Raw genomic sequence first — 25146 nt, forward strand, 5'->3', positions numbered from 1 at the left:
CGAGCATGACGGCCAAGCCAGCCGGAGCGCCCGCCGCCCAACCGCCGGAGCCCCTCGCCCTGATCCGCACCCGCGGCTACACGGTCGTGCTCCTCATGGTGGCGATCCTCGGGGTCCCGATCTCGGCGACGGCCTTCGGCTTCCTCGCCCTGGTCTCCGAACTCCAGTCGCTGACGTACCACGATCTGCCCGACGCCCTGGGATTCGCCGCCACGCCCTCGTGGTGGCCGGTACCGCTCCTGGTCGTGGCGGGGCTGCTGACGGGGCTCGCCGTCCGGTACCTCCCGGGAGGCGGCGGGCACAAGCCGGCCGAGGGCCTGGTGAGCACCGGCTCGCCCTCGGCCGCGCAGTTGCCCGGCATCGCTCTCGCGGCGCTCGCCAGCCTCGGGCTCGGTGCGGTGCTCGGACCGGAGGCGCCACTCATCGCGCTCGGCGGGGGCCTGGCCGTGTGGGCGGTGCGGCTGATCAAGCCGGACATCGATCCGGGAGCGGTCGCCGTGATCGGGGCCGCGGGCAGCTTCGCCGCTATCAGCGCGCTGCTGGGCTCGCCGCTGATCGGCGCGTTCCTGCTGATGGAAGCCTCGGGGCTGGCCGGACTGATGCTCGGGGTGGCGCTGGTTCCCGGACTGCTGGCGGCCGGGATCGGCGCGCTGATCTTCACGGGCCTCGGCTCATGGACGGGCCTGGGGACGTACTCGCTGAAGCTCCACCACGTGCCGCACGCCGAGGGCCCCACCGTCGCCGAGTTCGGCTGGGCCGTCGCCCTCGGGCTGGCAGCCGCACTCGTCGGCGCGGGAATCCGACGACTGGCGCTGTTCCTCCAGGAGAGGGTGGAGCGGCGGACGGTGGTGGCCACCGCGGTGATGGGCCTCGTCGTGGGGGTGCTCGCCCTGGTGTACGCCGAGGGCACCGGGAAGTCCGCGTCCCAGATCCTGTACTCCGGCCAGCACGACCTCGACCCCCTGATCTCCGGCAGCGCGCAGTACTCTGCGGCCACCCTGGTGGTACTCGTCGTCTGCAAGTCGCTGGCCTACTGCGCCTCCCTCAGCGCGTTCCGGGGCGGTCCGATCTTCCCGTCGATGTTCGTCGGCGGGGCCGGCGGCCTCGCGCTCGCCCACCTCCCCGGGCTGAACCCGACGTCCGGATTCGCCATGGGCATCGGGGCGATGTGCGTGGCCATCCTGAGACTCCCGATGACGGCCGTACTGCTGGCGACCCTGCTCCTGGGCGCGGAGGGACTCACCGTGATGCCGCTCGTGATCGTCTCGGTGGTCGTCTCCTACGTCGTCACCCTGCGGATCACTCCCCCGCCGGCCGGGCTCACGAACGAGCCGCCCCCCGCGTGAACGGCCCCAGCAGATCCGGCTGCCCCGTCAGACCCCTTCCTGCTTCTGCGGTCCCGCGCAGAGCGCCCAGATGATGAAGACGTCGATGGCGATGAGCACGATGGACCACAGCGGATAGTGCGGCAGCCACAGGAAGTTGGCGAGCGCGCCCAGTCCGGCCAGGACGATACCCACGACACGCGCCCACGCGGCCCCGGTGAACACGGCACAGCCGGCGAGCACGATGACGATGCCGAGAATGAGGTGGATCCAGCCCCAGCCGGTCAGGTTGAACTGGAACACGTAGTTGCGTGTGGCGACGAAGACGTCGTCCTTGGCGATGGCGGACACCCCTTGCAGGATCGCCATGGCCCCGCCGAAGATCATCAGCACTCCGGCGAAAGCGCTCCACCCCGTCCGGAACGGGTGGTGGGAGCTCGGGGCGGTGTCGCGCGCGGCTCGTGGCTCGTTGCTGGTACTGGCCATGTCGGCCTCCTCGGGTAGCGGAACCACCCGGCAGGGCCGCTGTACCCGACCGGGCAACCCCCCCGTCCAAGCGTGACACGACGACACCTCACCGGCAGCACGAACGGGGCGCCTCCGCGCGCCCGGTGACCCCACACCGCCCGGCATCCCGGAATTGAGATATTCTCTCCGATGTGAGAGAAGCGAGTGAAGGCGAAGCCGCGTCCGTCGAGGCCGGACTCGCGGCGCGGCTCGGTGAACTGCGCGTCGAGCGCGGCTGGTCGCTGGACGAGCTGGCCCGGCGCAGCGGCTTGAGCCGCTCGACGCTCTCCCGGCTCGAACGAGGTGAGCTGAGTCCGACGGCTGCCCAGCTCGGCCGGCTGTGCACCGTGCACGAGCGGACCATGTCCCGGCTGCTGCTGGAGGTGGAGGCCCAGCCGCCGCAGCTGGTGCCCGCCTCCCGCCAGACGGTCTGGCGGGACGAGGAGTCGGGGTTCGTGCGCAGGTCCGTCTCACCTCCGCATGCCGGTCTGCGCGCGGAGGTCATCGAGGGCGTCCTCGACGCGGGCGCCGTGATCGCGTACGAGAATCCGCCCGTCCCCGGCCTGGAGCAGCACATCTGGGTCCTGGAGGGGACGGTCGAGATCACCGTCGACGCCACCGTGCACACCGTCGAGCCGGGCGACTGCCTGCGGTTCCGGCTGCGCGGCCCTTCGCGCTTCCACTGTCCGGGCCCGGAACGGGTCCGCTACGCACTGATGATCGTCGCACCGTGAAAGGACCTGCCGCATGACCGAGATCGTCCCGGTGACCGGACCCGAACTGGTCACGTACGCCGATGAGCTGGCCGCCCTCCTGGTGGAGACGGTCGGCGAAGGAGCATCCGTCGGGTTCCTGGCGCCGCTCGACCGGCATGCCGCCGCGTGCTGGTGGCGGGAGCGCGCCGCCTCCGTGGACGCGGGGCACCACCAGGTCTGGATCGCCCGGGACGGGGAGCGGATCGCGGGGACCATCGGTCTGGTCCGGGCCCCGCTGCCCAATGCCCGTCACCGCGCGGAGGTCGCCAAGCTGATCGTCCGTCCGTCGGCGCGCGGCCGGGGGCTCGGCAGGGCGTTGCTGGAGGCCGTCGAGCGCTCGGCTGCCCGGGCCGGCGTCACGCTGCTGATCCTGGACACCGAGAGCGCGAGCCCGGCGGAGCGGCTGTACCGCTCCGCCGGGTGGACGGAGTGCGGCTCCGTTCCGGACTACGCCACTGACCCGTCCGGCGTCCTGAAGCCGACCACCTTCTACTACAAGGCGGTCGGCCGGGACGTTTCGGCGGCCGCTCAGTCGGCGAGCCCCTCGACGTCCTTGTAGGCGACGCCGTCCTTCATCACCAGCAGGATGTTCGCAGGGTCGCCGAGCGTCCGGATGTCGTCGAGCGGATTGCCGCGCGCGATCACGACGTCGGCGCGCTTGCCGGGCTCCAGGGTGCCGATCTCGGCAGCGAGTCCCAGGAGTTCGGCCGCCTCGGCCGTACCGGCGAGCAGTGCTCCCATCGGGGTCATGCCGCACCCCACAAGGTGCCCGAGCTCGCGCAGGTTGGTGCCGTGCTCGGCGATGCCGCAGTCGGTGCCCATGGCGATCCGCACCCCTCGCTCCACGGCGCGCGGGATGTGCCGGCGGGCCACGTGCTGCCAGTGCTTCTTCTTCGCGTACGCCCAGGGTGCCGCCTTCCCCGGGTCCGGGTCGGTGTGGGCGGTGGTGAGCGTCGGTACGAGGAAGGTGCCCCGCTCCAGCATCAGGTCGATGGCCTCGTCGTCGATCTCGTAGCCGTGCTCGACGCTGGCGACGCCGCCCCGCACGGCGTTGAGGATCCCGCCCCGGCCCTGGGCGTGGGCGGCGACCTTCTTGCCCCGGTGCCCGGCGGCGATCTCCGTGATCGTACGGATCTCGTCCTCCAGGAATCCGTCGTCGTCGGGCTGGTCCGTCGGGCTCCACACCCCTCCGGTCGCGGCGATCTTGACGCAGTCGGCGCCCTGGCGCAGCACGCCGCGGACGGCCTTGCGGCATTCCGCGGTGCCGTCGGCCAGCCGTCCCATGGGGTTGTTGAGGGGGCGGTCGTCGTTGCCGGGCCGGAAGTCGCCGTGCCCGCCGGTCGGGCTGAGCATGGCGACCGCGACCTGGAGCCGCGGGCCGACGAGCAGGCCGGATTCGACGGCCCGCCGGTGTCCGGCGTCCGCACCGCCGAGGTCCCGCGCGGTGGTGACGCCCGCTTCGAGGGTCTGCTTCATGCGGGGCGCGGCCAGGAAGGTGAGCAGGCTGTGCGGCATGGACGCGATCTCGGCGTGGCTCAGTGCCGTTCCCGGAGCGGCCATATGGACGTGGCAGTCGATGAAGCCCGGGAGTATCGCGTCTCCGCGCACGTCGACGCGCCGGGTCGCTGCCGTGGTGGCGGGACGGTCCGCGGTGCGGCCCGCCCAGCGGATGAGACCGTCCTCGATGAGGACCGCCCCGTCGACGACCGGTTCACTCCCGGTGCCGTCGATGAGGAGGCCGTTGTGCAGGAGTACGGATGTGGTGGGGGCGGCGGGCATGGCGCGGTTCCTTCCCTGGAGAGGGGGTGCGAGGGGGCGGGACGGTGGTTCAGTTGGCGGAGGCGGCGGGACGGGCCACGACCGCCGCGGCGACGGCGACGAGTACCGAGACCCCGGCGCAGCACCACCACACGGTGGTGTAGGCGTCGATCGTCGGGATCCCGGTGCCCTTGAAGGTCACGGCGGTGAGGATGGCCGCGAAGACCGCTCCCGCGACGGAACCGCCCACGGTCTTGGCGGTGTTGTAGATGCCCGTGGCGATGGCGGTGCGTTCGTGCGGGCTGGAGTCGACGATCAGGACGGGCATCGCGCTGAGGGCGAGACCGACGCCCGTGCCGACGACGATGTTGACGACGACGAACTGCCAGGGTTCGTCGTGGGCGGCGATCAGGACCAGATAGCCGGCCGCCATGAGGGAGCCGCTGAACCCGAGGGTGCCCCGTCCGCCGATGAGCTTGAAGAGGCGGGAGGCGAACAGGGAGGCGACGAACGCCATGACACCCGACGGCAGCATCAGCCAGGCGATGCCGAGGGCGTCGTAGCCGAATCCGTAGCCGAGCTTGTCGCCGGGTGAGGACACGAAGAGGACCAGGGCGGTCTGGGCGCCGAAGAGGGCGGTGCCGAGCAGGAAGCTCGCCGCGTAGACGGGGAGCAGGGTGCGCTGGACGGTGAGGCGGATGTCGACGATCGGCTCGGCGACGCGGAGTTCGACCAGGACCCAGGCGGCGAGGGTGATCGCGGCGACGGCGAACAGGGCGAGGGTGGCCGCGTCGGTCCAGCCCCACTTGGGTCCCTGGGAGATGCCGAGCAGCAGCGTGGCGAGCCCGGCGCTGAGGAGTCCGGCGCCGGCCCAGTCGACCCGCCCCTCGGCCCGGGTCCTGGATTCGGGCACCAGGAAGAAGACGACTCCGGCGCACAGGACGGTGGCGGCGGCGGGGATCCAGAGGACACCGTGCACGGAGGAGATGACCTCACGGAGCAGTCCGGAGATCACCATGCCGGCGCTGGCGCCGAAGGTCAGCGCGCCGACGAGCACGGCGATGGCGCTGCGGGCCCCCGCGGCGTCCAGCCGGTCGCGGACGAGCCCGATCTCCAGGGGCAGGAGCGCGGCGAGGGGCCCCTGGAGCACCCTGCCGACGAGCAGTACCTCGAAGGAGGGTGCCCAGGCGACGAGGACGGACCCGACGGCGAGACAGAGGACGGCGACGCGCAGCAGCCGCCGGTGGCCGTACATGTCCCCGAGGCGGCCGAACAGCGGCACGGAGACCGCGGCGGCGAGGAGTTGTGCCGCGTTGACCCAGTTGAGGTCGCCCGCGCCGACGTCCAGTACGGTGCCGAGCTCGGGCAGCAGGGTCGGCATCATCCCCTGGATGATGCCGCTGGTCAGCTCGACGAAGACCAGGAATCCGACGACCGCGGCGACGCGGGTGGCGCCGAGGCCGGGCGCGCCGGGGCCCGCGGAGGGCTGGATACGCGACATGGGTTCTCCACTTGGGCACGGCCGCGCGTGAGAGCGCGGCGGATGGTGGCGGGGCAGAGGGGGAATGCGGGCCGGCGTCGGGAGGGGTACGTCCCCGCCCGGCCGGGTCAGGCGGCGGGCCGGCGGCCGGCGTCGAGGAGTGAGCGGGCCACGGCCCGTACGACGGCCAGATCGGCCGGTCCAGGGGTGATGCCGATGGCGGCCAGCACCGCCCCGGTGTCGACGGGACCGACGGCGGGGGCGGGTGCGGGCGGCGCAGGGGGCTGGTCGGTCGGCCCGGCGCCGTCCGGGTCCTGGAGCGGGGCGGGCCGGTGCCGGGGGTCGGGCGCGGCCCGGCGCAGATGCCAGGTGGTGACGGACTGGTAGGCCTCGCCCGCGGCGATCAGGGTGTGCTCGCTGCGGGCGCGGCCGGCCAGCTGGAGGGAGAGCGGCAGTCCGGCCGGGTCGGCGCCCATGGGCAGCGCGAGGGCCGGGAAGCCGGTGGGGTTCCAGACGGCGGTGAGGTTGAGCTCCTCGCCGGGTGAGGCTTCCTGCGCATACGGTCGCGCGGGAGCGGGCCAGGTCGGGGTGGCGATGAGGTCGACGCCGTCGGGGCCGTCCATCCGCGCCAGCAGCTGGGCTGTGAGCCGTTCGCGGGTGTGCTGTGCGCGGAGGTAGAGGTGGGCCGGAAGGAGTCCGCCCGCGGCGGCCAGCCGGCGAAAGCTCCGGCCGTGCCTGTCCCATTGGGCGGCGAGCCGCTCGCCGTGCGCGGCGAAGGCCTCGGCGAGCATGGTGACGGCGTTGACCGCGAGCAGGCCACCGAACTCCGGGAGCTCGAACTCGCGTATCTCAGCGCCGAGTTCATCGAATACGCGCAGCGCCTCCTGGAAGGCGGCACGGCACGCCCCGGTGACACCCGGCGCATCGATCAGTCCGTACGGGACACCGATGCGCAGCCCGCGCACGCCGTCGGCCGTCGGGGCGGGCCGCGGCCGGCCGGTCAGGGCGTCGAGGAGTAGTCCGCAGTCACGCGCGGTGACGGCCATCGGTCCGAGGACGTCCTGCGAGGGACTGAGCGGGACGCAGCCGTCGACGGGCAGCAGTCCGAAGGTGGTCTTGAGGCCGGTGGTACCGCAGAGCGCGGCAGGCAGCCGGACGCTGCCGGAGGTGTCACTGCCGAGGGCGCCGAGAAAGAGCCCGGAGGCGATGCCCGCGCCGTTCCCGGTACTCGATCCGCCGGTCCAGCGCTCGGGATCCCAGGGATTGCGGGGCACGGGGAAGGCATGGGCGGGGTCGGGACGGCCCATGGCGTACTCGGCCATCGTGGTCTTGCCGAGGACGACGGCCCCGGCACCGCGCAGCCTGGCGACGGCCGGCGCGTCGAGCCCGCGCCACCAGTGCGGGTCATGGGTGGGGCTCTGCGCGGTGGCCGGACCCTCGACGGTGGCGAGGTTGTCCTTCACCGCGAGGGGCAGCCCGTGCAGCGCGCCGCGTTCACCGGCCGGGAGAGCATCCGCGGCGCGGGCGGCGGCCAGGGCCTGTTCCGGGAACCGGGTCACGTAGACGCCGAGCAGCGGATCGAGCACCTCGGCGTCGGCGAGCGCGGCGGCGACGAGTTCCGCACTGCCGACGGCGCCCGACCGCAGGGCCGACGCGGCGTCCGCGAGGGTGGCGAAAGGCTGCTGCACGCTGCACCTCCGGAGTGGGATATGGCTGGTTCTGATGAAGTACGGCGATGCTAATCTCCGATCAAGAAGCCTCCAGAAATTGCTTATCTCTGTCATGAAACTTGATCGAATGCAGCTTTTTCCCACTCCACCTCTCGGTAGGGGCCCGCGATGACCGAAAATCTTCCCTCCCTGAGCGAGCTGGACCTGGCCCTGGTCAACGCCCTGCAGATCAACCCGCGCGCTGCCTGGACCGACCTGGCGAAGGCCCTGGACGTCGATGCGGCGACCGTGGCCCGGCGCTGGGAACGACTGCGGGCGGCGGGCCATGCCTGGGTGACGGCGTATCCGTACGGCGGTTCCGGTGCCGGTGCGCTGATCGAGATCGACTGCGCGCCGGGGCAGGCGGGGGCGGTCGCGGAGCTCCTGTCGGCGGATCCGCACGCGGTGACCGTGGAGCACGCCGCGGGCGGCCGCGACCTGCTGATCACGGCGATGGCCACCGGCTTCGGCGCGCTCTCCGGCTACATCGTGGACCGGCTCGGCACCATTCCCGGCATCGTGGCGACCCGGGCGCATCTGGTCACCCGCAGTTACACCGAGGGCAGTGTGTGGCGGCTGACGAGCCTGAGCCGCTCCCAGCAGGAGGTACTGGCCGCGTCACGCCGGTCGGCACTCGGCGACGCGCAGCATCTGCCCGAGTACGCCGAACTCGTCACGGCGATGGGCGAGAACGGGCGCATGTCCCTCAGCGAGCTCGCCGACGCGCTCGGGATCTCGGTGAACACGGCGAGCCGCCGGCTCAACCGGCTGCTGGAATCGGGCCGGCTGGTGCTCCGCTGCGACCTGGCCCGCTCGCTGTCCGGCTCGCCGGTCGCGGTGACCTTCTTCGGCACCGTGGCGGCCGAGCATCTGGACTCCACGGCACGGGAGTTGGCCAGGCTTCCGGAAATCAGACAGTGCCTGGGGCTGGCCGGTCCGCAGAATATCGTCGCCACCGTCTGGGTCTCGTCCCTGGTGGACGCCCAGGCCCTGGAGGTGCGCCTCGCCGCCGCTCTGCCCCACCTGCGGATCGCCGACCGGGCAGTCGCCCTGCGCGCGGTGAAGCTGATGGGCCGGCTGCTGGATCCGGACGGCCGGGCGATCGGCTTCGTACCGATGAACCTGTGGGCGTAAGAATGGGTGCAGAAGACACCGACGAGGAGACACCCATGACGCTGCACGACATCCCGCTCCACACCCTCACCGGCGAGCCGACCACGCTGGGTGCCTACAGCGGCCAGGCGGTCCTGCTGGTGAACGTCGCCTCCAAGTGCGGCCTGACCCCGCAGTACGCCGGCCTCGAACGCCTCCAGAAGGAGTACGGGGACCGCGGCTTCACCGTGCTCGGCGTGCCGTGCAACCAGTTCGGCGGCCAGGAGCCGGGCAGCTCGGAGGAGATCCGGACGTTCTGCTCGACGACGTACGGCGTGAGCTTCCCGCTGCTGGCGAAGACCGACGTCAACGGCGCCGGCCGGCACCCGCTCTACGCGGAACTCACCCAGCTCGCGGACGCGGACGGCGAGGCCGGGGACATCCAGTGGAACTTCGAGAAGTTCCTCATCTCCCCCGCGGGCGAGCCGGTCGCGCGGATCCGCCCCCGCACGGAGCCGGAGGCCCCGGAGGTCGTCGCGGCCATCGAGGCGCAGCTCCCCGCCTGAGCGTCGGCGGGGACCGTACCCGCCGGAACCGCCGCGGCCCCCGTCCCTGTCGGTGCGACAGGGGCGGGGGCCGGTGCGCCGGAGGCCGCGGGGCGTCAGCGGATGGGCATCCCGGACAGCGTGCGGGCGATCACCAGGCGCTGGATCTCGCTCGTCCCCTCGAAGATCGTGTAGATCGCGGCGTCCCGGTGCATCCGCTCCACCGGGTACTCGCGGGTGAAGCCGTTGCCGCCGAGGATCTGGATCGCCTGCGCGGTGACCTTCTTGGCGGTCTCGCTCGCGTACAGCTTGGACATCGATCCCTCGGCCGACTCGAACGGCTTGCCGGCGGTCGCCATCCACGAGGCACGCCAGACCAGCAGGCGCGCCGCGTCGATCTGGGTGCGCATGTCTGCGAGCTGGAAGGCGATGCCCTGGTTGTCGATGATCGGGCGGCCGAACTGGGTCCGGGTCTTCGCGTAGTCGAGGGCGACCTCGTACGCGGCACGGGCGGTGCCGACGGCCATCGCGCCGACGGCCGGACGGGACGCCTCGAACGTGGCCATCGCGGCGTTCTTCACCCGCTCGCCGCCACCGGAGGCGGCGCGCTCGCGGGCCCGGGCGAGGCGCTGGTCGAGCTTCTCCTTGCCACCGAGCAGACAGTGGCCCGGGACGCGCACGTCCTCCAGGACGACCTCGGCGGTGTGCGAGGCACGGATGCCGTGCTTCTTGAACTTCTGCCCCTGGGAGAGGCCCGCGGTGTCCGGCGGCACGATGAAGGAGGCGTGCCCCTTGGAGCCGAGCTCCGCGTCGACGACCGCGACCACGACGTGGACGTTGGCGATGCCGCCGTTGGTCGCCCAGGTCTTGGTGCCGTTGAGCACCCACTCGTCCTTGGCCTGGTCGTACACCGCGCGGGTGCGCATCGAGGCGACGTCGGAACCGGCGTCGGGCTCGGAGGAACAGAAGGCGGCGACCTTCACGTCGTTCGCGTCCCCGTACATCTGGGGGATCCAGGTGCCGATCTGCTCCTCGGTGCCGTTGGCGAGGACGCCGACGGCCGCGAGACCCGTGCCGACGATCGACAGGGCGATGCCCGCGTCACCCCAGAACAGTTCCTCCATCGCCATCGGGATACCGAGGCCCGTCGGGTCGAAGAACTGCTGCGCGTAGAAGTCCAGGGAGTAGATTCCGACCTTGGCGGCCTCCTGGATGACGGGCCAGGGCGTTTCCTCACGCTCGTCCCACTCCGAAGCAGCCGGACGGATCACGTCCGCGGCGAAGCCGTGAAGCCAGTCACGGACCTGCTTCTGGTCGTCGTTGAGCTCGAGCGTGAACTCGGCCATGTTCCCCTCCACGTACTGCCGTCAAAACCTGGTTACTTGCGGTAACAACAGTCTGTTACCGACAAGTAGCCTGTGTCAACCGCCCGGACGGCGATCCACACACCGCTGGGCAGGGTGTTACGTTGCGCAGGCAGGACGGACATGCTGGCCAGGGGTGGGAGAAGCGACATGGAGACCACACGACAGGCCGAGCGACAGCGGACCGCGGCCGAACGCCGCCGCCGCGAGCTGCTCGAGGCCGCCGACCGCGTGGTGCTCAGGGACGGCCCCGGTGCCTCGATGAACGCCATCGCGGCAGAGGCCGGCATCACCAAGCCCATCCTCTACCGGCACTTCGGCGACAAGGGCGGCCTCTACCGCGCCCTGGCCAAGCGGCACACCGACGCACTGCTGAGCGCCCTGCGGGCCGCGCTCGACGCCCCCGCCGACCGCCGTCAGCGCATCGAGGCGACGCTCGACACGTATCTCGCGGCGATCGAGGCGCGTCCCCAGGTCTACCGCTTCCTGATGCACCCGTCCGACGACGCGGCGCCCTCGTCCGAGCAGGGCTTCGACGTGGGGCGGCACTCGGCCCCGCTGCTGCGCCGCCTCGGCGAGGAGCTGGCCACGGTCATCGCGGAACGGGTGGATCTCGGCCCGGACAGTGCGCAGACGGCGCGGATCTGGGGCCACGGCATCATCGGCATGACGCAAGCGGCCGGCGACTGGTGGCTGAGCGAACGCCCCTGCTCGCGTGAGCAGTTGGTGCGGAGTCTGGCCGATCTGCTCTGGGGCAGGCTGGCCGAGGTCGGCGACCGGCCCGGCGGTACCGGGTTCTGACCCGGCCGGTCAGCCGGTGCGCCCCCAGGGCGCCCGGCGGGCCGCACGCAGCGCGCGCGACCGGCGCAGCCCGGTGAGCCGGTCCGTGTACACGGCACCGTCGAGGTGGTCGCACTCGTGCTGGAGGCAACGGGCGAAGAAGCCCGTCCCGCTGATCCGCACCGGCTCGCCCCCGGCCGTCAGCCCCTCGACCACGGCGTGGTCGTAGCGAGGCGTGCCGGCCTCGATCCCCGGCAGGGAGAGGCAGCCCTCAGGCCCGCGCACCGTGACGCCGTCCGCCTCGACGAGCGTGGGGTTGACCACATGTCCGAGATGGCGGACGTCCTCGTCGTCCGGGCAGTCGAAGACGAACACCCGAAGCGGCACACCGACCTGGTTGGCGGCCAGGCCGACACCCTGCGCCGCGTACATCGTGGCGAACATGTCCTCGACCAACCGGGCGAGCGTGGGCCCGAAGTCCGTGACCGGCTCGCACGGAGCGTGGAGCACCGGGTCACCGAGCAGGCTCATGGTCCGGACGAGGCCGGAGCTGCCGGGGATGGGGCGGTTTCGCATGACGGTCATCGTACGGTCCGCACAACCCCCCGGTACCGGCCGCCGGTCGGGTGCGCCGGTCCGTCTCCGTGCCGGTGGAGGCGACACCGCTGCCGGCGCATCAGGGAAGCGGCCTGCGTGCCGTGGCCGTCGTCGACGTCCTCGCCCTCGCCGGGTGGCCGGGGCGACGTCGTACGACGGACCCACGGGGCCGCTCGCCCGCCGGAACGGCCGTGGCGGGGTCCGTCGCAGCGGTCGTCGGACCCCCCGCCGCCCGGTGAGCGCCCTGGTCGGCGCGGTGGCGGCCGGCAGGAACCGCCTCCCGCGTCGTGGATCCCGGGCGGCTTCAACGGGCGCGCCCGCCCCGGCAGCCGTGTCCGGTGGCCCGCTTCCGACATGGCGGAAACCGGACTGGACAATGCTGCGCCCGGAGCAGCGAGCTCACGCCGGCAGCGTCCGCGCCACGGGCGACCGGGCGGCCCCCGGGCAGCGGCGCGGCCTATGCGGCACCCCTTCAACGGGATGCGGGACATCGAGGCCGACCGGATCTCCGCGTGAAGTCACGTGACGCTGCCGCATCAGCCTGATGCAGACCCCTCCTGACCTGTATGTTTGCCAGATCAATGAAGTGGTGTTATTTCGCGCGTTTTCCGTTCCACGGGAACTCCACACCCCGGACGGTGCCGCCGTGCCTCCACCGCACCGGACATCGATAGGCTGGGCGCGGACCGATGCAAGGAGGATCTAGGACGATGGCAGGCAACACGGAGCCGTTGTCGCCGCGGGCCAAGCTGGCCGTGACGGCGGGCAAGGCCGCTGCGGCGGTGTCACGGGCGGCCGGGCGGGGCAGCGGATCGGTGATCGGCGGCCGGGTGGCGCTCAAGCTCGACCCCGACCTGCTCGGGCGGCTGGCGCAGCACCTGGACGTGATCCTCGTGTCGGCGACGAACGGCAAGACGACCACGACCCGGCTGATCGCCGAGGCACTGCGGGCCGCCGGCCCGGTCGTGTCGAACGCGCTCGGCGCCAACATGCCCGCGGGCATCACCTCGGCCCTGGCCGGCGGCTCGGATGCGCAGTACGGCGTGATCGAGGTCGACGAGAAGTACCTCGCGGGAGTCGCCCGCGACACGACGCCCAAGGTGATCGCACTCCTCAACCTCTCCCGCGACCAGCTGGACCGCGCCGCGGAGACCCGGATGCTCGCCGAGAAGTGGCGGGAGGGCCTGTCGGGCTCGAAGGCCGTGATCGTCGCCAACGCCGACGACCCGCTGATCGTCTGGGCAGCCTCCTCCTCCCCCAACGTGGTGTGGGTCGCGGCCGGCCAGGCGTGGAAGGACGACGCCTGGTCCTGCCCGTCCTGCGGTGGTGTGATGCAGCGCCCCGGCGACGACTGGTTCTGCGGCGAGTGCGGCTTCCGCCGCCCGCCGCCCAGCTGGGTCCTGCACGGTGACTACGTGCTCGACCCGCACGGTTCGGCGTGGCCGATCCACCTCCAGCTGCCCGGACGCGCCAACAAGGCCAACGCGACCAGCTCGGCCGCCGTGGCCGCCGTCTTCGGGGTGCCGCCGCAGGTCGCCCTGGAGCGGATGTACCAGGTGCAAGCCGTCGCGGGCCGCTACGACGTGGTCACCTTCCTCGGCCGTGAGCTGCGGCTCCTGCTGGCGAAGAACCCGGCGGGCTGGCTGGAGACGTTCTCCCTGATCGATCCGCCGCCCACTCCGGTGATCCTGTCCGTCAACGCCCGCGGCGCGGACGGCACGGACACCTCGTGGCTGTGGGACGTGGACTACACCCAGCTCGCGGGCCACCCGATCTTCGTGCTCGGCGACCGGAAGCTGGACCTCGCGGTCCGCCTCGAAGTCGCCGGTCTCGACTTCCGGGTCTGCGAGAACCTCGACGAGGCCGTCCAGCAGGCACCGCCCGGACGCATCGAGGTCATCGCCAACTACACCGCCTTCCAGGATCTGCGCCGTCGTGTCGGCAACTGACCCCGGCCCCGGGCCCCTCCGGAGAGGACGAAGCATGAGCAACAACAGCCTGCGGCTGGTGTGGGTCTACCCGGACCTGCTGAGCACCTACGGCGACCAGGGCAACGCCCTCGTGGTGGAGCGCCGGGCCCGTCAGCGCGGCCTCGACGTGTCACGCGTCGACGTGCGCAGCGACCAGCCGGTCCCCACGTCCGGGGACATCTATCTGATCGGCGGCGGCGAGGACCGGCCGCAGCGGCTCGCGGCGGAGAGGCTGCGCCGCGACGGCGGCCTCAGCCGGGCCGCGTCGAACGGCGCGATCATCTTCTCGGTCTGCGCCGGGTACCAGATCCTCGGCCACGAGTTCGTCAACGACCTCGGTGAGCGCGAGCAGGGTCTCGGACTGCTCGACGTGGTCTCCACCCGCGGTGAGGGGGCCCGTTGCGTCGGCGACGTGCTCGGGGACATCGACCCGCACCTCGGACTGCCGCCGCTGACCGGTTTCGAGAACCACCAGGGCATCACCCATCTCGGGCCGACGGCACGCCCGTTCGCCCGGGTCCGGTTCGGCCGGGGCAACGGCACGGGGGACGGCACCGAGGGCGCGTACAACGACACCGTCTTCGGTACGTACATGCACGGGCCCGTGATGGCCCGCAACCCGCTGATCGCGGACCTGCTGCTGAAGCTGGCCCTCGATGTGAACGCGCTGCCGCCCACCGACGACCGCTGGTACGAGGCGCTGCGCGCCGAGCGGATCGCCGCGGCGACACAGCCCGCCTGATGAGGCGTAATTCGCTCAGCTGAGCGGAGTCCAGCAGGCGGACGCCCGGTTCGGTCCCGCCACCCTGCGCCGGTAGGGTGGCGGGGATCCAACCGGACGACGTGGTCCGGTCGTCGGCCCACGTTGCAAAGGTTCCCCGGGCAATGCGAATTGGTGTGCTCACCTCCGGCGGCGACTGCCCCGGCCTCAATGCGGTCATCCGTTCCGTCGTCCACCGCGCTGTGGTCGACCACGGCGACGAGGTCATCGGCTTCCACGACGGGTGGCGGGGCCTCCTCGAGTGCGACTACCGCAAGCTCGACCTCGACGCGGTCGGCGGCATCCTCGCCCGCGGCGGCACGATCCTCGGTTCCTCCCGGGTCCAGCCCGCGCATCTGCGCGGCGGTGTGGAGACGGCCAGGGGCCATGTCGCGGACCTCGGCCTCGACGCGATCATCCCGATCGGCGGCGAGGGCACGCTGAAGGCGGCCAACCTGCTGTCCGAGGCGGGTCTGCCGATCGTCGGCGTACCGAAGACGATCGACAACGACATCGCCTCCACCGACGTGACCTTCGGTTTCGACACCGCGGTGGGTGTGGCCACCGAGGCCCTCGACCGGCTGAAGACCACCGCCGAGTCCCACCAGCGCGTCATGATCGTCGAGGTCATGGGCCGTCACACGGGCTGGATCGCCCTGCACTCGGGGATGGCGGCCGGCGCACACGCCATCGTCGTTCCGGAGCGTCCCTTCGACATCGACGAGCTGACCGAGCTGGTCGGCCGGCGCTTCTCGGCCGGCAAGAAGTTCGCGATCGTCGTGGTCGCCGAGGGCGCGAAGCCGCGTGCGGGCTCCATGGAGTTCGAGTCGGGCGTCAAGGACGTCTACGGTCACGAGCGCTTCGCCGGTGTGGCGACGCAGCTCTCCATCGAGCTGGAGCAGCGCCTGGGCAAGGAGGCGCGCCCGGTGATCCTCGGCCACGTACAGCGCGGCGGCACGCCGACCGCGTACGACCGCGTCCTGGCGACCCGCTTCGGCTGGCACGCGGTGGAGGCGGCGCATCGCGGGGAGTTCGGCATGATGACGGCCCTGCGCGGCACGGACATCACGATGGTGCCCCTGGCCGACGCCGTGGAGACCCTGAAGACGGTCCCGGCGGAGCGGTACTCCGAGGCGGAGTGCGTGCTCTGAGCCACACCCCTTCCAGAACCGCCCCCGGCCGCATCCGCGGCCGGGGGCGGTTCTACTCTGGTCGGGACAACCGGCACGAAACGGGGACGTCCCGGCGTCCCCATCGGGAGTGAACAGATGGATCACAGCGGGCACGGCATGAACATGGATCTGCCGCCGTTCACGCTGGGACGCGGGCTCCAGTTCTCCGCGGACCCGTATTTCCTGACGGGCTGCGTGCTCGCAGTGGTCCTGTACGGGTACGCCGTGCTGCGGCTGCGCGGGCGCGGGGACGCGTGGCCGGTCAGCAGGATCGCCTTCTTCGTCGTCGGGGTCCTGACCATCGCCCTGGTGATGTGCACCAAGCTGAACGACTACGGCATGGTCATGTTCAGCGTGCACATGGTGCAGCACATGGTGATCAGCATGCTGTCGCCGATCCTGCTGCTGCTGGGTGCGCCCGTGACCCTCGCACTGCGTGCCCTGCCGGTCGCGGCGCGTGGCAGGAAGGGGCCCCGCGAGCTGCTCCTGATGGTGCTGCACAGCCGCTACATGAAGATCATCACGCACCCCGTGTTCACCATCCCGCTCTTCATCGCCAGCCTGTACGCCCTGTACTTCACCCCGCTCTTCGACTTCCTGATGGGTTCGACCCTCGGGCACCTCGCGATGATGGTGCACTTCCTCGCGGTCGGCCTGGTCTTCTTCTGGCCGATCATGGGCATCGACCCGGGGCCGCACCGCCCGGGCTATCTGATGCGGATGCTGGAACTGTTCGCCGGGATGCCGTTCCACGCCTTCTTCGGTATCGCGCTGATGATGGCGAGCCAGCCCATGGTGAAGGTCTACGAGAACCCCCCGGCCTCGCTCGGCATCGACGCCCTGTCCGACCAGAACGCGGCGGGCGGCATCGCCTGGGCGTTCAGCGAGATCCCGTCGGTCCTGGTCCTGGTGGCCCTGGTGTTCCAGTGGTACCGCTCGGAACAGCGGACGGCGAAGCGCACGGACCGTGCCGCGGACCGGGACGGCGACCAGGAGCTGCAGGCGTACAACGCCTATCTCGCCTCGCTGCAGGCGCGCGGACAGTAGCGGTGGAGGGGCCTTCGGGGTGACGATGGCAGTCACGGCCGCGCGGCCGATGAGGAGGGTGCGCGCATGTCCGGATCCACGAAGGCAATGGGAGTGCTCACCGTAGGTGCCCTGGTGGCAGTCACCGCGTACACGGTGGCGCTGGGGAGCAACGGCTGGCTCTGGTTCGGCTGGGTGGTGCTGGGGCTGATCACGATGGGAATGGTCGCCACCCGCGAGACCTGAGCCGAACGGACCAGGGACGGCCGGCTCCGTACACCCGGACGGTGCCGGCCCGCGGTTCACCCCGAGCGCCTGCCCGGGGCCGGACGGCCGCGCGCCTACTGTTCGGGCCACGATGCCGCCGGCACGGCGGCCGGGTCCGAGGAGTTCGTGATGGGGTACCGCGCAGGAGCGGCCGCGGCCGCGACGGTGAGCCTGCTGGCCGCCGTACTCGGCGGATGTTCGGACGACGGCGGGAGCGGCGGCCCGGCTTCGGCCACGCCGTCCGCGACCGGCGCGGCGTCCGGGACCGTGGCGACCGCGTCGGGCCCTCTGGGCACCATCCTGGTGGACGGCGACGGGCGGACGCTCTACCTCTGGGAGGCGGACACCGCCTCCCGGTCGACCTGCGACGGCGACTGCGCGAAGTCCTGGCCGCCCGTGACCGTCACCGGGAAGCCGGTCGCCGGCAAGGGCGTGAAGGCGTCCCTGCTCGGCACCACGACGCGCGACGACGGCCGCGAGGAGATCACCTACAACGGTCATCCGCTGTACCGCTACGCGGGCGACACGAACGCCGGCGACACCAACGGACAGGGATCGAACGGATTCGGTGCGGCCTGGTACGTGCTCGACGCCGCCGGGAACAAGATCACGAAGGCCGCACCCTCCCCCTCTGCCTCGAACAACGGGGGGTACTGAGCCGTGCCCGCACTGCTTCCGATGAGGGCGCTCCCAGGGCGTGTTTTGAAAGTAGCGTCGTCCGCCCGGAGGGCGGGGCTCGCGGCGTCCGGTGCGGTGCATCGCAAGGCGGAGGGTCGCCCGCGTACTGGACGTACTCGGGCGATCCCGACAACGCGGCGAGGTGCCGTGCCGGGCGTCGCGAGCCGGACGGGACTTTCACAACACGCCCTAGCCGTGGCGGTCTCGGTGGCCTGCGCCACCGCCCTGGCCGGCTGTTCCGGCGGCGGTGGCGGCTCCTCGCCCTCCGCCTCCCCCACGCCTCCGACCGCCTCCCGGCCGGCAGGCGGCGCCCTGATCACGATCAAGGACTTCGCGTTCCATCCGGCCGCCCTGACCGTCGCCCCGGGCGCGAAGGTCACCGTGTTCAACAAGGACGCGGCAACGCACACCGTGACGGCCACCGGCGCCGGGGCCTTCGACACGGGACAGGTGAAGTCGGGGCAAAAGGTCACCTTCGCCGCTCCGGCCCGGCCGGGCTCGTATCCGTACATCTGCACCATCCATCCGACGATGCACGGCTCGCTCACGGTGCGCTGAGACGGCTCTCCGCGGCGCCCGGGAGACCGGTTTCGGCGGCTGGGCGACCGCTCGCATACGCCTTCGCGTACGCCGCGCGGTCGACTCGTCCGCACCTCCTCGGCGCGGCCGGTTCGTCACTCTGAGCCAGAATCGGTACGGGATTGAACCACTCGCGCAATGCGAGGGCGACCGGCACAGCCGCCTCCCCGGGCCCGCCGGCCGCCGCACCTCCACGCGACTGTCCAGCGGATTCGCCGGACGGCGCGCCAGCGACGTGCGGCAGCGGCGCCGACCCGCCGGGCACCGTCGCCCCGATGCGGGACCGTCCCCGACCTCACCCAACGTGCACGGCCGCGGAACCCTCCTCGGCGCCTTCCTCGGCCGTGGGCACGCGATCGCGAACACACCTCGCCCGCCCCGCACGCACCTCCACCCCCACGCCCGGCAGCGCATTCACGGGGCAGCGGGAACCGTCCGGCCGGCGAGCACCACAGGCGGCTCCCGGAACCGTCAACCGCACTGCCCCCGGCGTCCGTTCGACGTATGGCCGAGTTAACGCGCCCGTAAGCCAGTTGTGATTTAAGTCTTGACAGGTGCCCATCACCACGCCACCTTGGGAGCGCTCCCACAATCAAGACTTGCACACTCCACTCCCCTCCCCTCTCCCCCAATTCCGGGTGGCGAAAAGGGCGTTACGGGGCGCAGCCGCGCTCCCCGCAACGCTCCACGCTGCCCGGCCGAGGAAGGCGTTTGTCATGAGCTTGGTGAAGCGCTGTCGACACAGCCGCACCGGAGGGCTCCCGACCCTCCTGGTCGGAGTCCTGGCCCTCGCCACCACCCTGACGGGCGGACCGGCGACCGCGGCCACGCAGGGCACGTTGCATGAACTCGCCTCCGCCCAGGGCAAGTACTTCGGTTCCGCCACCGACAACCCCGAACTGCCCGATGGGGCGTACGCGGCCGTCCTGGGCTCCGAGTTCGGGCAGATCACCCCCGGCAACTCCATGAAGTGGGACACCACCGAGCCGGTACAGGGCCAGTTCAACTTCGCCAAGGGCGATGTGATCACCGACTTCGCGGAGCAGCACGGCCAGACCGTGCGGGGCCACACCCTCGTCTGGCACAGCCAGCTGCCCGGCTGGGTCGGCTCGCTGCCGTCGGCGCAGGTGGAGGCGGCCATGACGAACCACGTCACCGCCGAAGCCACGCACTACCGTGGCGCGGTCTCCGCGTGGGACGTGGTGAACGAACCGTTCAACGAGGACGGGACCTTCCGCACGAGTCCCTTCTACACCGCCATGGGCAGCGACTACATCGCCACCGCCCTGCGCGCCGCACACGCCGCGGACCCCGACGCCAAGCTGTACATCAACGATTACAACATCGAGGGTCTCGGCGCGAAGAGCGACGCCATGTACGCCCTGGTGAGCGAACTGCTCGACGAGGGTGTGCCGCTCGACGGCGTCGGCATGCAGGCGCATCTGGCCGTCCAGTACGGCTTCCCGTACCAGATGCAGGCGAACATGCAGCGGTTCGCCGATCTCGGACTCGACGTGGCGGTCACCGAACTCGACGTGCGGATGCAGCTGCCGGCCGACGCGGCCAAGACCGCGACCCAGTCCTCGTACTACCGGCAGACGACCGAGGCCTGCCTGGCGGTCGCGCGCTGCGTCGGCATCACCGTCTGGGACTACACGGACAAGTACTCCTGGGTTCCGAGCACGTTCCCGGGGCAGGGTGCTGCCAATCTGTACGACGAGAACCTGCTGCCCAAGCCCGCGTACTCCGCCGTACGCACCGCGCTCGGCGGCGACGACGGGGGCGGCGAGGGCGGCGACCCCGGCGCACTCAAGGTGCAGTACCGCAGCAGCGACTCCTCGGCGGGCGACAACCAGATCAAGCCCGGCCTCCAACTCGTGAACACCGGCACCGCGGCGGCCAGCCTCTCGGACGTGACGGTCCGTTACTGGTTCAGCTCCGACAACGGGGCCTCTACATACGGCACTTGGTGCGACTGGTCCCCGATCGGCTGCTCCACCGTAACCCACCGGGTCGTCGCCGCCACCACCCCGAAGGCCGGCGCCGACCACTACCTCGAAGTCGGCTTCACCGGCGGCAGTCTGGCCCCGGGTGCCACCACCGGCGAGATCCAGCTGCGCCTCAGCAAGACGGACTGGTCGAACTTCGACGAGTCGGACGACTACAGCCACGGATCCGGCACCGTGTACGCGGACGCCACGAGGATCGCCGTCTACGCCGGCGGCGAGCTGGTCTGGGGCATCGAGCCCTGACCGTCGGCCGCACCGGCACCGCCTTCCACTCCCCGCCGCACTTCCCCGCCGGGGCTCCCCGCCGCACTTCCCCGCTCACGTTCCCCGCCGCACTTCCCGCTCAACCCCCGTCCCCCTCTTCCCCCCTCCCTCCCCCCCGACGACACCCGCCAATGGAGGATTTGTGTCGATATCTCGTAGAACATTCAGCAGCGCCCTGGGCGGCAGCCTGCTCGCCGCGGGCCTGGTACAGGGCACCGCCATCGCCCAGCCCGCATCCCCGGCGGCCGGCACCGGCGCCCGTGCGGCCGCGGCCGACGACCCGTACACGCAGGCCTTCCTCACCCAGTACGGCAAGATCAAGGCCTCCGCCAACGGCTACTTCAGCCCGGACGGCCTGCCGTACCACTCGGTCGAGACCCTGATGGTCGAGGCACCCGACCACGGCCACCAGACCACGTCGGAGGCCGTCAGCTTCTGGATGTGGCTGGAGGCTGCGTACGGCCGGGTGACCGGCGACTGGGCGCCCTTCAACGCGGCCTGGGCGGTGGCCGAGAAGACCATCATCCCCCAGCACGCCGACCAGTCGACCGCCGACTCCTACAACCCGTCGTCCCCCGCGACCTACGCCCCCGAACACCCGCTGCCCAGCGCCTATCCCTCCGCGCTGGACGGCACGGTCAAGTCCGGCGCGGACCCGCTCGCCACGGAACTCGCCGCGTCCTACGGGACGATGGACGTCTACGGCATGCACTGGCTGATGGACCTGGACAACGTCTACGGCTACGGCAACAAGCCGGGCACCGGTGGCGAGGCCGGGCCGGGCGCCGGCGCCTCCTTCATCAACACCTACCAGCGCGGCGCGCAGGAATCGGTGTGGGAGACGGTCCCCCAGCCCACCACGGACCTGTTCAAGTACGGCGGTCCCAACGGATATCTCGATCTGTTCGTGGGCGACTCCAGTTACGCCAAGCAGTGGAAGTACACCAACGCGCCGGACGCCGACGCCCGCGCGGTGCAGGCTGCCTACTGGGCGTACCGCTGGGCCACGGCCCAGGGCAAGGGGAGCGAGGTCGCCGGCTCGCTCGCGAAGGCCGCCAAGATGGGCGACTACCTCCGCTACGCCATGTTCGACAAGTACTTCAAGAGGGTCGGCGACTGCACCGATCCGGCCTCCTGCCCGGCCGGTTCCGGCCGCGACTCCCAGCACTACCTGCTGTCCTGGTACTACGCCTGGGGCGGCGCCGCGGCGGGCAGCGGCGGCGGATGGGCCTGGCGCATCGGTGACAGCGCCTCGCACCAGGGCTACCAGAACCCGTTGGCGGCCTACGCGCTGTCCAACGTACCGGCGCTGACCCCCAAGTCGGCCACGGCCAAGGGCGACTGGACCAAGAGCCTGACCCGGCAGCTGGAGTTCCTGACCTGGCTGCAGTCGAGCGAGGGCGCGTTCGCGGGCGGCTGCACCAACAGTTGGGAGGGGAGTTACAGCAAGCCGCCCGCCGGCACACCGACCTTCTACGGCATGGCGTACGACTGGCAGCCGGTCTACCACGACCCGGCGAGCAACAACTGGTTCGGCTTCCAGGCGTGGGGCATGGAGCGCCTCGCGGCCTACTACCACGAGACGGGCAACGCGTCCGCGAAGGCCGTGCTGTCCAAGTGGGTCGCCTGGGCCTCGTCCGAGACGACGGTGGGCGCCGACGGCAGCTTCCGCTTCCCCTCCACGCTCAACTGGTCGGGCCAGCCCGACACCTGGAACGCGGCGTCCCCCGGGACCAACGCGGGCCTGCACGTCACGGTGGTGGACTACGCCAACGACGTCGGTGTGGGCGCTGCGTACGTCAAGACCCTCACCTACTACGCAGCCAAGTCGGGTGACCAGAACGCGGCGGCGCTCGCCAAGGCGCTGCTGGACGCGATGGCGCTGAACGCGACCGCCAAGGGCATCTCGGTGCCGGAGACCAGGAAGGACTACAACCGCTTCAACGACGAGGTGTACATCCCGGCCGGATGGTCGGGCACGATGCCGAACGGCGACACCGTCGAGCCGGGGTCGACCTTCATCGACATCCGGAGCTGGTACCGCGACGACCCGGACTGGCCGAAGGTGCAGGCCTACCTGGACGGCGGCGCGGCCCCCACCTTCACCTACCACCGGTTCTGGGCGCAGGCGGCGCTCGCCCTGGCCTTCGCGATCTACGCGGAGCTGCTGGTGGAGGGCGGCAGCGAGCCGGGCGGGGACACCGAGGCACCGACGGTACCGGCCGGTCTCACCGTGACCGCGACGACCAGCAGCAGTGTCTCGCTCTCCTGGTCGGCCGCCACCGACAACGTGGCCGTGACCGGCTACGACGTGTACCGCAACGGGGTACTGGCGGGCAACGCCACCACCCGGACGTTCACCGACCCGGGCCTCGCCGCGGCGACCGAGTACAGCTACGCGGTCGCGGCACGGGACGCGGGCGGCAACACCTCGGCAATGTCGGCCGCGGTCACCGCCACCACGAAGAGCGGAGGCTCGACCGGCACCGGCGCGGTGAAGGTCCAGTACAAGAACACCGACTCGTCCGCCACCGACAACCAGATCAGGCTCGGCCTGCAGGTAGTGAACACGGGCAGCGCCCCGATCGACCTGTCAACGGTGAAGGTGCGCTACTGGTTCACCTCCGACGGCGGCCCGAGCACCTTCGGCACGTACTGCGACTACGCCGCGCTCGGCTCGTCCAACATCACCCACTCGGTGGTCGCCGTGTCCAGCCCGAAGACGGGTGCCGACCGCTATCTGGAGGTCGGCTTCACCGGTGGTGCCGGCACGCTGGCCGCAGGCGCGTCGACGGGTGAGGTCCAGCTGCGGCTCAACAAGAGCGACTGGTCCAACTTCAACGAGGGCAACGACTACAGCCGGGCCACCAACACCGCGTACGCGGACGCCTCCAAGGTGGGCGCCTACGTCGCCGGCACCCTTGCCTGGGGGGTCGAGCCGTGACCGGCCCGAGGCTGCCGGCGCTGGCGGGGGCGGGGGCGGCGCTCGTGCTCGCCGCCGCGTCGATGCTCACCGGCGCCCCGGCCGCCTCGGCCGCACCGGTCACCGACTGCACCCCGTGGGGCACCACCGAGCTGCGGGGCGGGGAGTACCTCTACCAGCAGAACGAGTGGAACTCCGAGACCGAGCAGTGCGTCAGCGTCGATCCGGCCACGGGCGCCTGGAGCGTCACCAAGTCCTCGTTCTCCCTGCCGACGAACGGCGCGCCGGCGACGTACCCGTCCAGCTACAAGGGCTGTCACTGGGGAGCGTGCACGACAAACAGCGGGCTGCCGCTGCGCGTCGACGAGCTGGGCAGCGTACGCACCGACTGGTCGACCACCCAGGTCGGCTCCGGCGCGTACAACGTGTCGATGGACATCTGGTTCAACTCGGCGCCGGTCACCGACGACCAGCCGGACGGCACCGAGGTCATGATCTGGATGAACCACCGCGGGGGCGTCCAGCCGATCGGGTCCCGCACCGCGACCGTGCAGCTCGACGGCCGGAACTGGGACGTGTGGACCGGTCCCGGCGCCTCGGGCTGGAAGGTGATCTCGTACGTCCTCCAGGGCGGCGCCACCGAGCTCGCCGACTTCGATGTGAAGGACCTGATCGACGACGGCGTGGGCCGCGGGTCGATCGACCCGGCGCACTACCTCATCGACGCCGAGGCCGGGTTCGAGATCTGGCAGGGCGGTCAGGGCCTCGGGATGAACCGGTTCTCCTTCGAGGCGAGCACGGAGTCCGGTGGCGGCGCGGAGGACACCCGGGCACCGACGGTGCCGACGGGCGTGGCCGTGACCGGCACGACCGGCAGTTCGGTCTCGCTGACCTGGACCCCGGCGACGGACGACACCGGGGTCAGCGGGTACGACGTCTACCGCGACGGGGTGAAGGCGGGCTCCACCGCGTCCGCCTCGTTCACCGACACCGGTCTCGCCGCCTCGTCCTCGCACAGCTACACCGTGCGGGCCAGGGACGCGGCAGGGAACACCTCGGCGGCCTCCGCGGCGGTCAGCGCGACCACCGCGGCAGGCGGCGGAGGAAGCACCGGCGCGCTCAAGGTCCAGTACAAGAACAACGACGCGTCGCCCGGCGACAACCAGATCAGGCCCGGCCTCCAGCTGGTCAACACCGGCACCACGGCGGTGGACCTGAGCAAGGTCGCCCTGCGCTACTGGTTCAGCGGCGAGTCCGGCTCCGCCTCGTACGGCACCTCGTGCGACTACGCGGTGCTCGGCTGCGGCAAGGTCACCCACCGCGTGACGCCGTCCGGTTCCGCCGGGCCGGGCGCGGACCACTACCTGGAGGTCGGCTTCACCGGCGGCAGCCTGGCCCCCGGCGCCTCCACCGGAGAGCTCCAGCTGCGGCTCAACAAGGCCGACTGGTCCTCCTTCGACGAGACCGACGACTACAGCAGGGCCGCCAACACGGCCTTCGCCGACGCCTCGAAGGTCGGGGTGTACGTCAACGGCGCCCTGTCCGCGGGCACCGCCCCATGACCGGCCCCGAACGGCCGGCCGGCC

22 protein-coding genes are annotated in these 25146 nt (G+C 71.4%); 16 read left to right on the forward strand and 6 right to left on the reverse strand.

Annotation, left to right across the window (positions count from 1 at the left end; translation table 11 throughout):
* Positions 1-5 precede the first annotated feature (5 nt).
* Positions 6-1346 (forward strand): chloride channel protein, encoded by a 1341-nt coding sequence (locus ACGFZA_RS29475; RefSeq protein WP_393683065.1) that lies wholly within the window; start codon positions 6-8, stop codon positions 1344-1346.
* 27 nt (positions 1347-1373) lie between these two features.
* Here the strand turns inward: ACGFZA_RS29475 and ACGFZA_RS29480 are convergent, their stop codons facing one another.
* Positions 1374-1811: a hypothetical protein gene (locus tag ACGFZA_RS29480; RefSeq protein WP_385276420.1), complete on the reverse strand. Its 438-nt coding sequence runs from the start codon at positions 1809-1811 to the stop codon at positions 1374-1376.
* A 173-nt stretch (positions 1812-1984) separates the two neighbouring features.
* Between ACGFZA_RS29480 and ACGFZA_RS29485 the strand changes: the two genes are divergently transcribed.
* Together ACGFZA_RS29485 and ACGFZA_RS29490 are read left to right on the forward strand one after the other, a co-directional pair.
* A complete protein-coding gene (locus ACGFZA_RS29485; protein WP_393683067.1) occupies positions 1985-2566 on the forward strand; it encodes a helix-turn-helix domain-containing protein in 582 nt (193 codons plus the stop codon).
* Positions 2567-2579: 13 nt separating this feature from the next.
* Positions 2580-3146, forward strand: coding sequence for a GNAT family N-acetyltransferase (locus ACGFZA_RS29490; RefSeq protein ID WP_393683068.1), 567 nt, complete (start codon positions 2580-2582; stop codon positions 3144-3146).
* Here ACGFZA_RS29490 and ACGFZA_RS29495 read toward each other — a convergent pair.
* The 3 genes from ACGFZA_RS29495 to ACGFZA_RS29505 form a co-directional block, all read right to left on the reverse strand.
* Positions 3116-4366, reverse strand: coding sequence for an amidohydrolase family protein (locus ACGFZA_RS29495; RefSeq protein WP_393683070.1), 1251 nt, complete (start codon positions 4364-4366; stop codon positions 3116-3118). The genes ACGFZA_RS29490 and ACGFZA_RS29495 overlap by 31 nt on opposite strands.
* Before the next feature lie 49 nt (positions 4367-4415).
* The gene (locus ACGFZA_RS29500; RefSeq protein WP_393683072.1) at positions 4416-5846 is read right to left on the reverse strand and encodes an MFS transporter; all 1431 of its coding nucleotides are present in this window, start codon (positions 5844-5846) and stop codon (positions 4416-4418) included.
* Between the two features lie 107 nt (positions 5847-5953).
* Complete coding sequence (locus ACGFZA_RS29505; RefSeq protein ID WP_393683074.1) at positions 5954-7513, reverse strand: amidase; 1560 nt, start codon at positions 7511-7513, stop codon at positions 5954-5956.
* 150 nt (positions 7514-7663) lie between these two features.
* On the opposite strand from ACGFZA_RS29505, the gene ACGFZA_RS29510 reads away from it, so the two are divergent.
* Both ACGFZA_RS29510 and ACGFZA_RS29515 read left to right on the forward strand, forming a co-directional pair.
* The gene (locus ACGFZA_RS29510) at positions 7664-8668 is read left to right on the forward strand and encodes an Lrp/AsnC family transcriptional regulator (RefSeq protein ID WP_393683076.1); all 1005 of its coding nucleotides are present in this window, start codon (positions 7664-7666) and stop codon (positions 8666-8668) included.
* Positions 8669-8703: 35 nt separating this feature from the next.
* Positions 8704-9192: a glutathione peroxidase gene (locus tag ACGFZA_RS29515; RefSeq protein ID WP_326664856.1), complete on the forward strand. Its 489-nt coding sequence runs from the start codon at positions 8704-8706 to the stop codon at positions 9190-9192.
* Positions 9193-9287: 95 nt separating this feature from the next.
* On the opposite strand, the gene ACGFZA_RS29520 is transcribed toward ACGFZA_RS29515, so the two are convergent.
* Positions 9288-10517 (reverse strand): acyl-CoA dehydrogenase family protein, encoded by a 1230-nt coding sequence (locus ACGFZA_RS29520; RefSeq protein ID WP_393683078.1) that lies wholly within the window; start codon positions 10515-10517, stop codon positions 9288-9290.
* A gap of 168 nt (positions 10518-10685) precedes the next feature.
* Here ACGFZA_RS29520 and ACGFZA_RS29525 point away from each other — a divergent pair, with 168 nt between their 5' ends.
* Positions 10686-11336: a TetR family transcriptional regulator gene (locus ACGFZA_RS29525; RefSeq protein ID WP_393683080.1), complete on the forward strand. Its 651-nt coding sequence runs from the start codon at positions 10686-10688 to the stop codon at positions 11334-11336.
* Positions 11337-11345: 9 nt separating this feature from the next.
* On the opposite strand, the gene def is transcribed toward ACGFZA_RS29525, so the two are convergent.
* Positions 11346-11891, reverse strand: coding sequence for a peptide deformylase (gene def, locus ACGFZA_RS29530; RefSeq protein WP_385277148.1), 546 nt, complete (start codon positions 11889-11891; stop codon positions 11346-11348).
* 731 nt (positions 11892-12622) lie between these two features.
* Here def and ACGFZA_RS29535 point away from each other — a divergent pair.
* The 10 genes from ACGFZA_RS29535 (at position 12623) to ACGFZA_RS29580 (ending at position 25122) form a co-directional block, all read left to right on the forward strand.
* A complete protein-coding gene (locus ACGFZA_RS29535; protein ID WP_148015277.1) occupies positions 12623-13861 on the forward strand; it encodes a MurT ligase domain-containing protein in 1239 nt (412 codons plus the stop codon).
* Between the two features lie 34 nt (positions 13862-13895).
* Positions 13896-14624, forward strand: coding sequence for a glutamine amidotransferase (locus ACGFZA_RS29540; RefSeq protein ID WP_326734772.1), 729 nt, complete (start codon positions 13896-13898; stop codon positions 14622-14624).
* A 143-nt stretch (positions 14625-14767) separates the two neighbouring features.
* On the forward strand, positions 14768-15793 hold the full coding sequence (locus tag ACGFZA_RS29545) for a 6-phosphofructokinase (RefSeq protein ID WP_385277146.1): 1026 nt from the start codon (positions 14768-14770) through the stop codon (positions 15791-15793).
* Positions 15794-15910: 117 nt separating this feature from the next.
* Positions 15911-16861, forward strand: a complete 951-nt coding sequence (locus tag ACGFZA_RS29550; protein ID WP_385277144.1) for a cytochrome c oxidase assembly protein — start codon at positions 15911-15913, stop codon at positions 16859-16861.
* A gap of 66 nt (positions 16862-16927) precedes the next feature.
* A complete protein-coding gene (locus ACGFZA_RS29555) occupies positions 16928-17086 on the forward strand; it encodes a hypothetical protein (protein ID WP_148015273.1) in 159 nt (52 codons plus the stop codon).
* 150 nt (positions 17087-17236) lie between these two features.
* Positions 17237-17764: a hypothetical protein gene (locus ACGFZA_RS29560; protein ID WP_393683085.1), complete on the forward strand. Its 528-nt coding sequence runs from the start codon at positions 17237-17239 to the stop codon at positions 17762-17764.
* 216 nt (positions 17765-17980) lie between these two features.
* Positions 17981-18343 carry a cupredoxin domain-containing protein gene (locus tag ACGFZA_RS29565; protein WP_393683087.1) on the forward strand — a complete coding sequence of 121 codons (363 nt, stop codon included), beginning with the start codon at positions 17981-17983 and terminating at the stop codon, positions 18341-18343.
* Between the two features lie 737 nt (positions 18344-19080).
* Positions 19081-20616, forward strand: coding sequence for an endo-1,4-beta-xylanase (locus tag ACGFZA_RS29570; RefSeq protein WP_393683089.1), 1536 nt, complete (start codon positions 19081-19083; stop codon positions 20614-20616).
* A gap of 208 nt (positions 20617-20824) precedes the next feature.
* A complete protein-coding gene (locus tag ACGFZA_RS29575) occupies positions 20825-23581 on the forward strand; it encodes a glycoside hydrolase family 48 protein (RefSeq protein WP_393683327.1) in 2757 nt (918 codons plus the stop codon).
* The gene (locus ACGFZA_RS29580; protein WP_393683091.1) at positions 23578-25122 is read left to right on the forward strand and encodes a cellulose binding domain-containing protein; all 1545 of its coding nucleotides are present in this window, start codon (positions 23578-23580) and stop codon (positions 25120-25122) included. The genes ACGFZA_RS29575 and ACGFZA_RS29580 overlap by 4 nt, the downstream gene beginning before the upstream one ends.
* The last annotated feature ends 24 nt before the right edge of the window (positions 25123-25146 follow it).

Origin of the sequence: Streptomyces sp. NPDC048211, assembly GCF_043202315.1 — a bacterium.
In the GTDB taxonomy this organism is placed as follows: Bacteria; Actinomycetota; Actinomycetes; order Streptomycetales; family Streptomycetaceae; genus Streptomyces.

What these genes read in the sequence shown, in the direction of transcription:
- ACGFZA_RS29475 (WP_393683065.1), top strand. Translation starts at nt 6, where the DNA reads ATGACGGCCAAGCCAGCCGGAGCGCCCGCCGCCCAACCGCCGGAGCCC.
- ACGFZA_RS29480 (WP_385276420.1), bottom strand. Translation starts at nt 1,811, where the DNA reads ATGGCCAGTACCAGCAACGAGCCACGAGCCGCGCGCGACACCGCCCCG.
- ACGFZA_RS29490 (WP_393683068.1), top strand. Translation starts at nt 2,580, where the DNA reads ATGACCGAGATCGTCCCGGTGACCGGACCCGAACTGGTCACGTACGCC.
- ACGFZA_RS29495 (WP_393683070.1), bottom strand. Translation starts at nt 4,366, where the DNA reads ATGCCCGCCGCCCCCACCACATCCGTACTCCTGCACAACGGCCTCCTC.
- ACGFZA_RS29500 (WP_393683072.1), bottom strand. Translation starts at nt 5,846, where the DNA reads ATGTCGCGTATCCAGCCCTCCGCGGGCCCCGGCGCGCCCGGCCTCGGC.
- ACGFZA_RS29510 (WP_393683076.1), top strand. Translation starts at nt 7,664, where the DNA reads ATGACCGAAAATCTTCCCTCCCTGAGCGAGCTGGACCTGGCCCTGGTC.
- ACGFZA_RS29515 (WP_326664856.1), top strand. Translation starts at nt 8,704, where the DNA reads ATGACGCTGCACGACATCCCGCTCCACACCCTCACCGGCGAGCCGACC.
- ACGFZA_RS29520 (WP_393683078.1), bottom strand. Translation starts at nt 10,517, where the DNA reads ATGGCCGAGTTCACGCTCGAGCTCAACGACGACCAGAAGCAGGTCCGT.
- ACGFZA_RS29525 (WP_393683080.1), top strand. Translation starts at nt 10,686, where the DNA reads ATGGAGACCACACGACAGGCCGAGCGACAGCGGACCGCGGCCGAACGC.
- def (WP_385277148.1), bottom strand. Translation starts at nt 11,891, where the DNA reads ATGCGAAACCGCCCCATCCCCGGCAGCTCCGGCCTCGTCCGGACCATG.
- ACGFZA_RS29535 (WP_148015277.1), top strand. Translation starts at nt 12,623, where the DNA reads ATGGCAGGCAACACGGAGCCGTTGTCGCCGCGGGCCAAGCTGGCCGTG.
- ACGFZA_RS29540 (WP_326734772.1), top strand. Translation starts at nt 13,896, where the DNA reads ATGAGCAACAACAGCCTGCGGCTGGTGTGGGTCTACCCGGACCTGCTG.
- ACGFZA_RS29545 (WP_385277146.1), top strand. Translation starts at nt 14,768, where the DNA reads ATGCGAATTGGTGTGCTCACCTCCGGCGGCGACTGCCCCGGCCTCAAT.
- ACGFZA_RS29550 (WP_385277144.1), top strand. Translation starts at nt 15,911, where the DNA reads ATGGATCACAGCGGGCACGGCATGAACATGGATCTGCCGCCGTTCACG.
- ACGFZA_RS29555 (WP_148015273.1), top strand. Translation starts at nt 16,928, where the DNA reads ATGTCCGGATCCACGAAGGCAATGGGAGTGCTCACCGTAGGTGCCCTG.
- ACGFZA_RS29560 (WP_393683085.1), top strand. Translation starts at nt 17,237, where the DNA reads ATGGGGTACCGCGCAGGAGCGGCCGCGGCCGCGACGGTGAGCCTGCTG.
- ACGFZA_RS29570 (WP_393683089.1), top strand. Translation starts at nt 19,081, where the DNA reads ATGAGCTTGGTGAAGCGCTGTCGACACAGCCGCACCGGAGGGCTCCCG.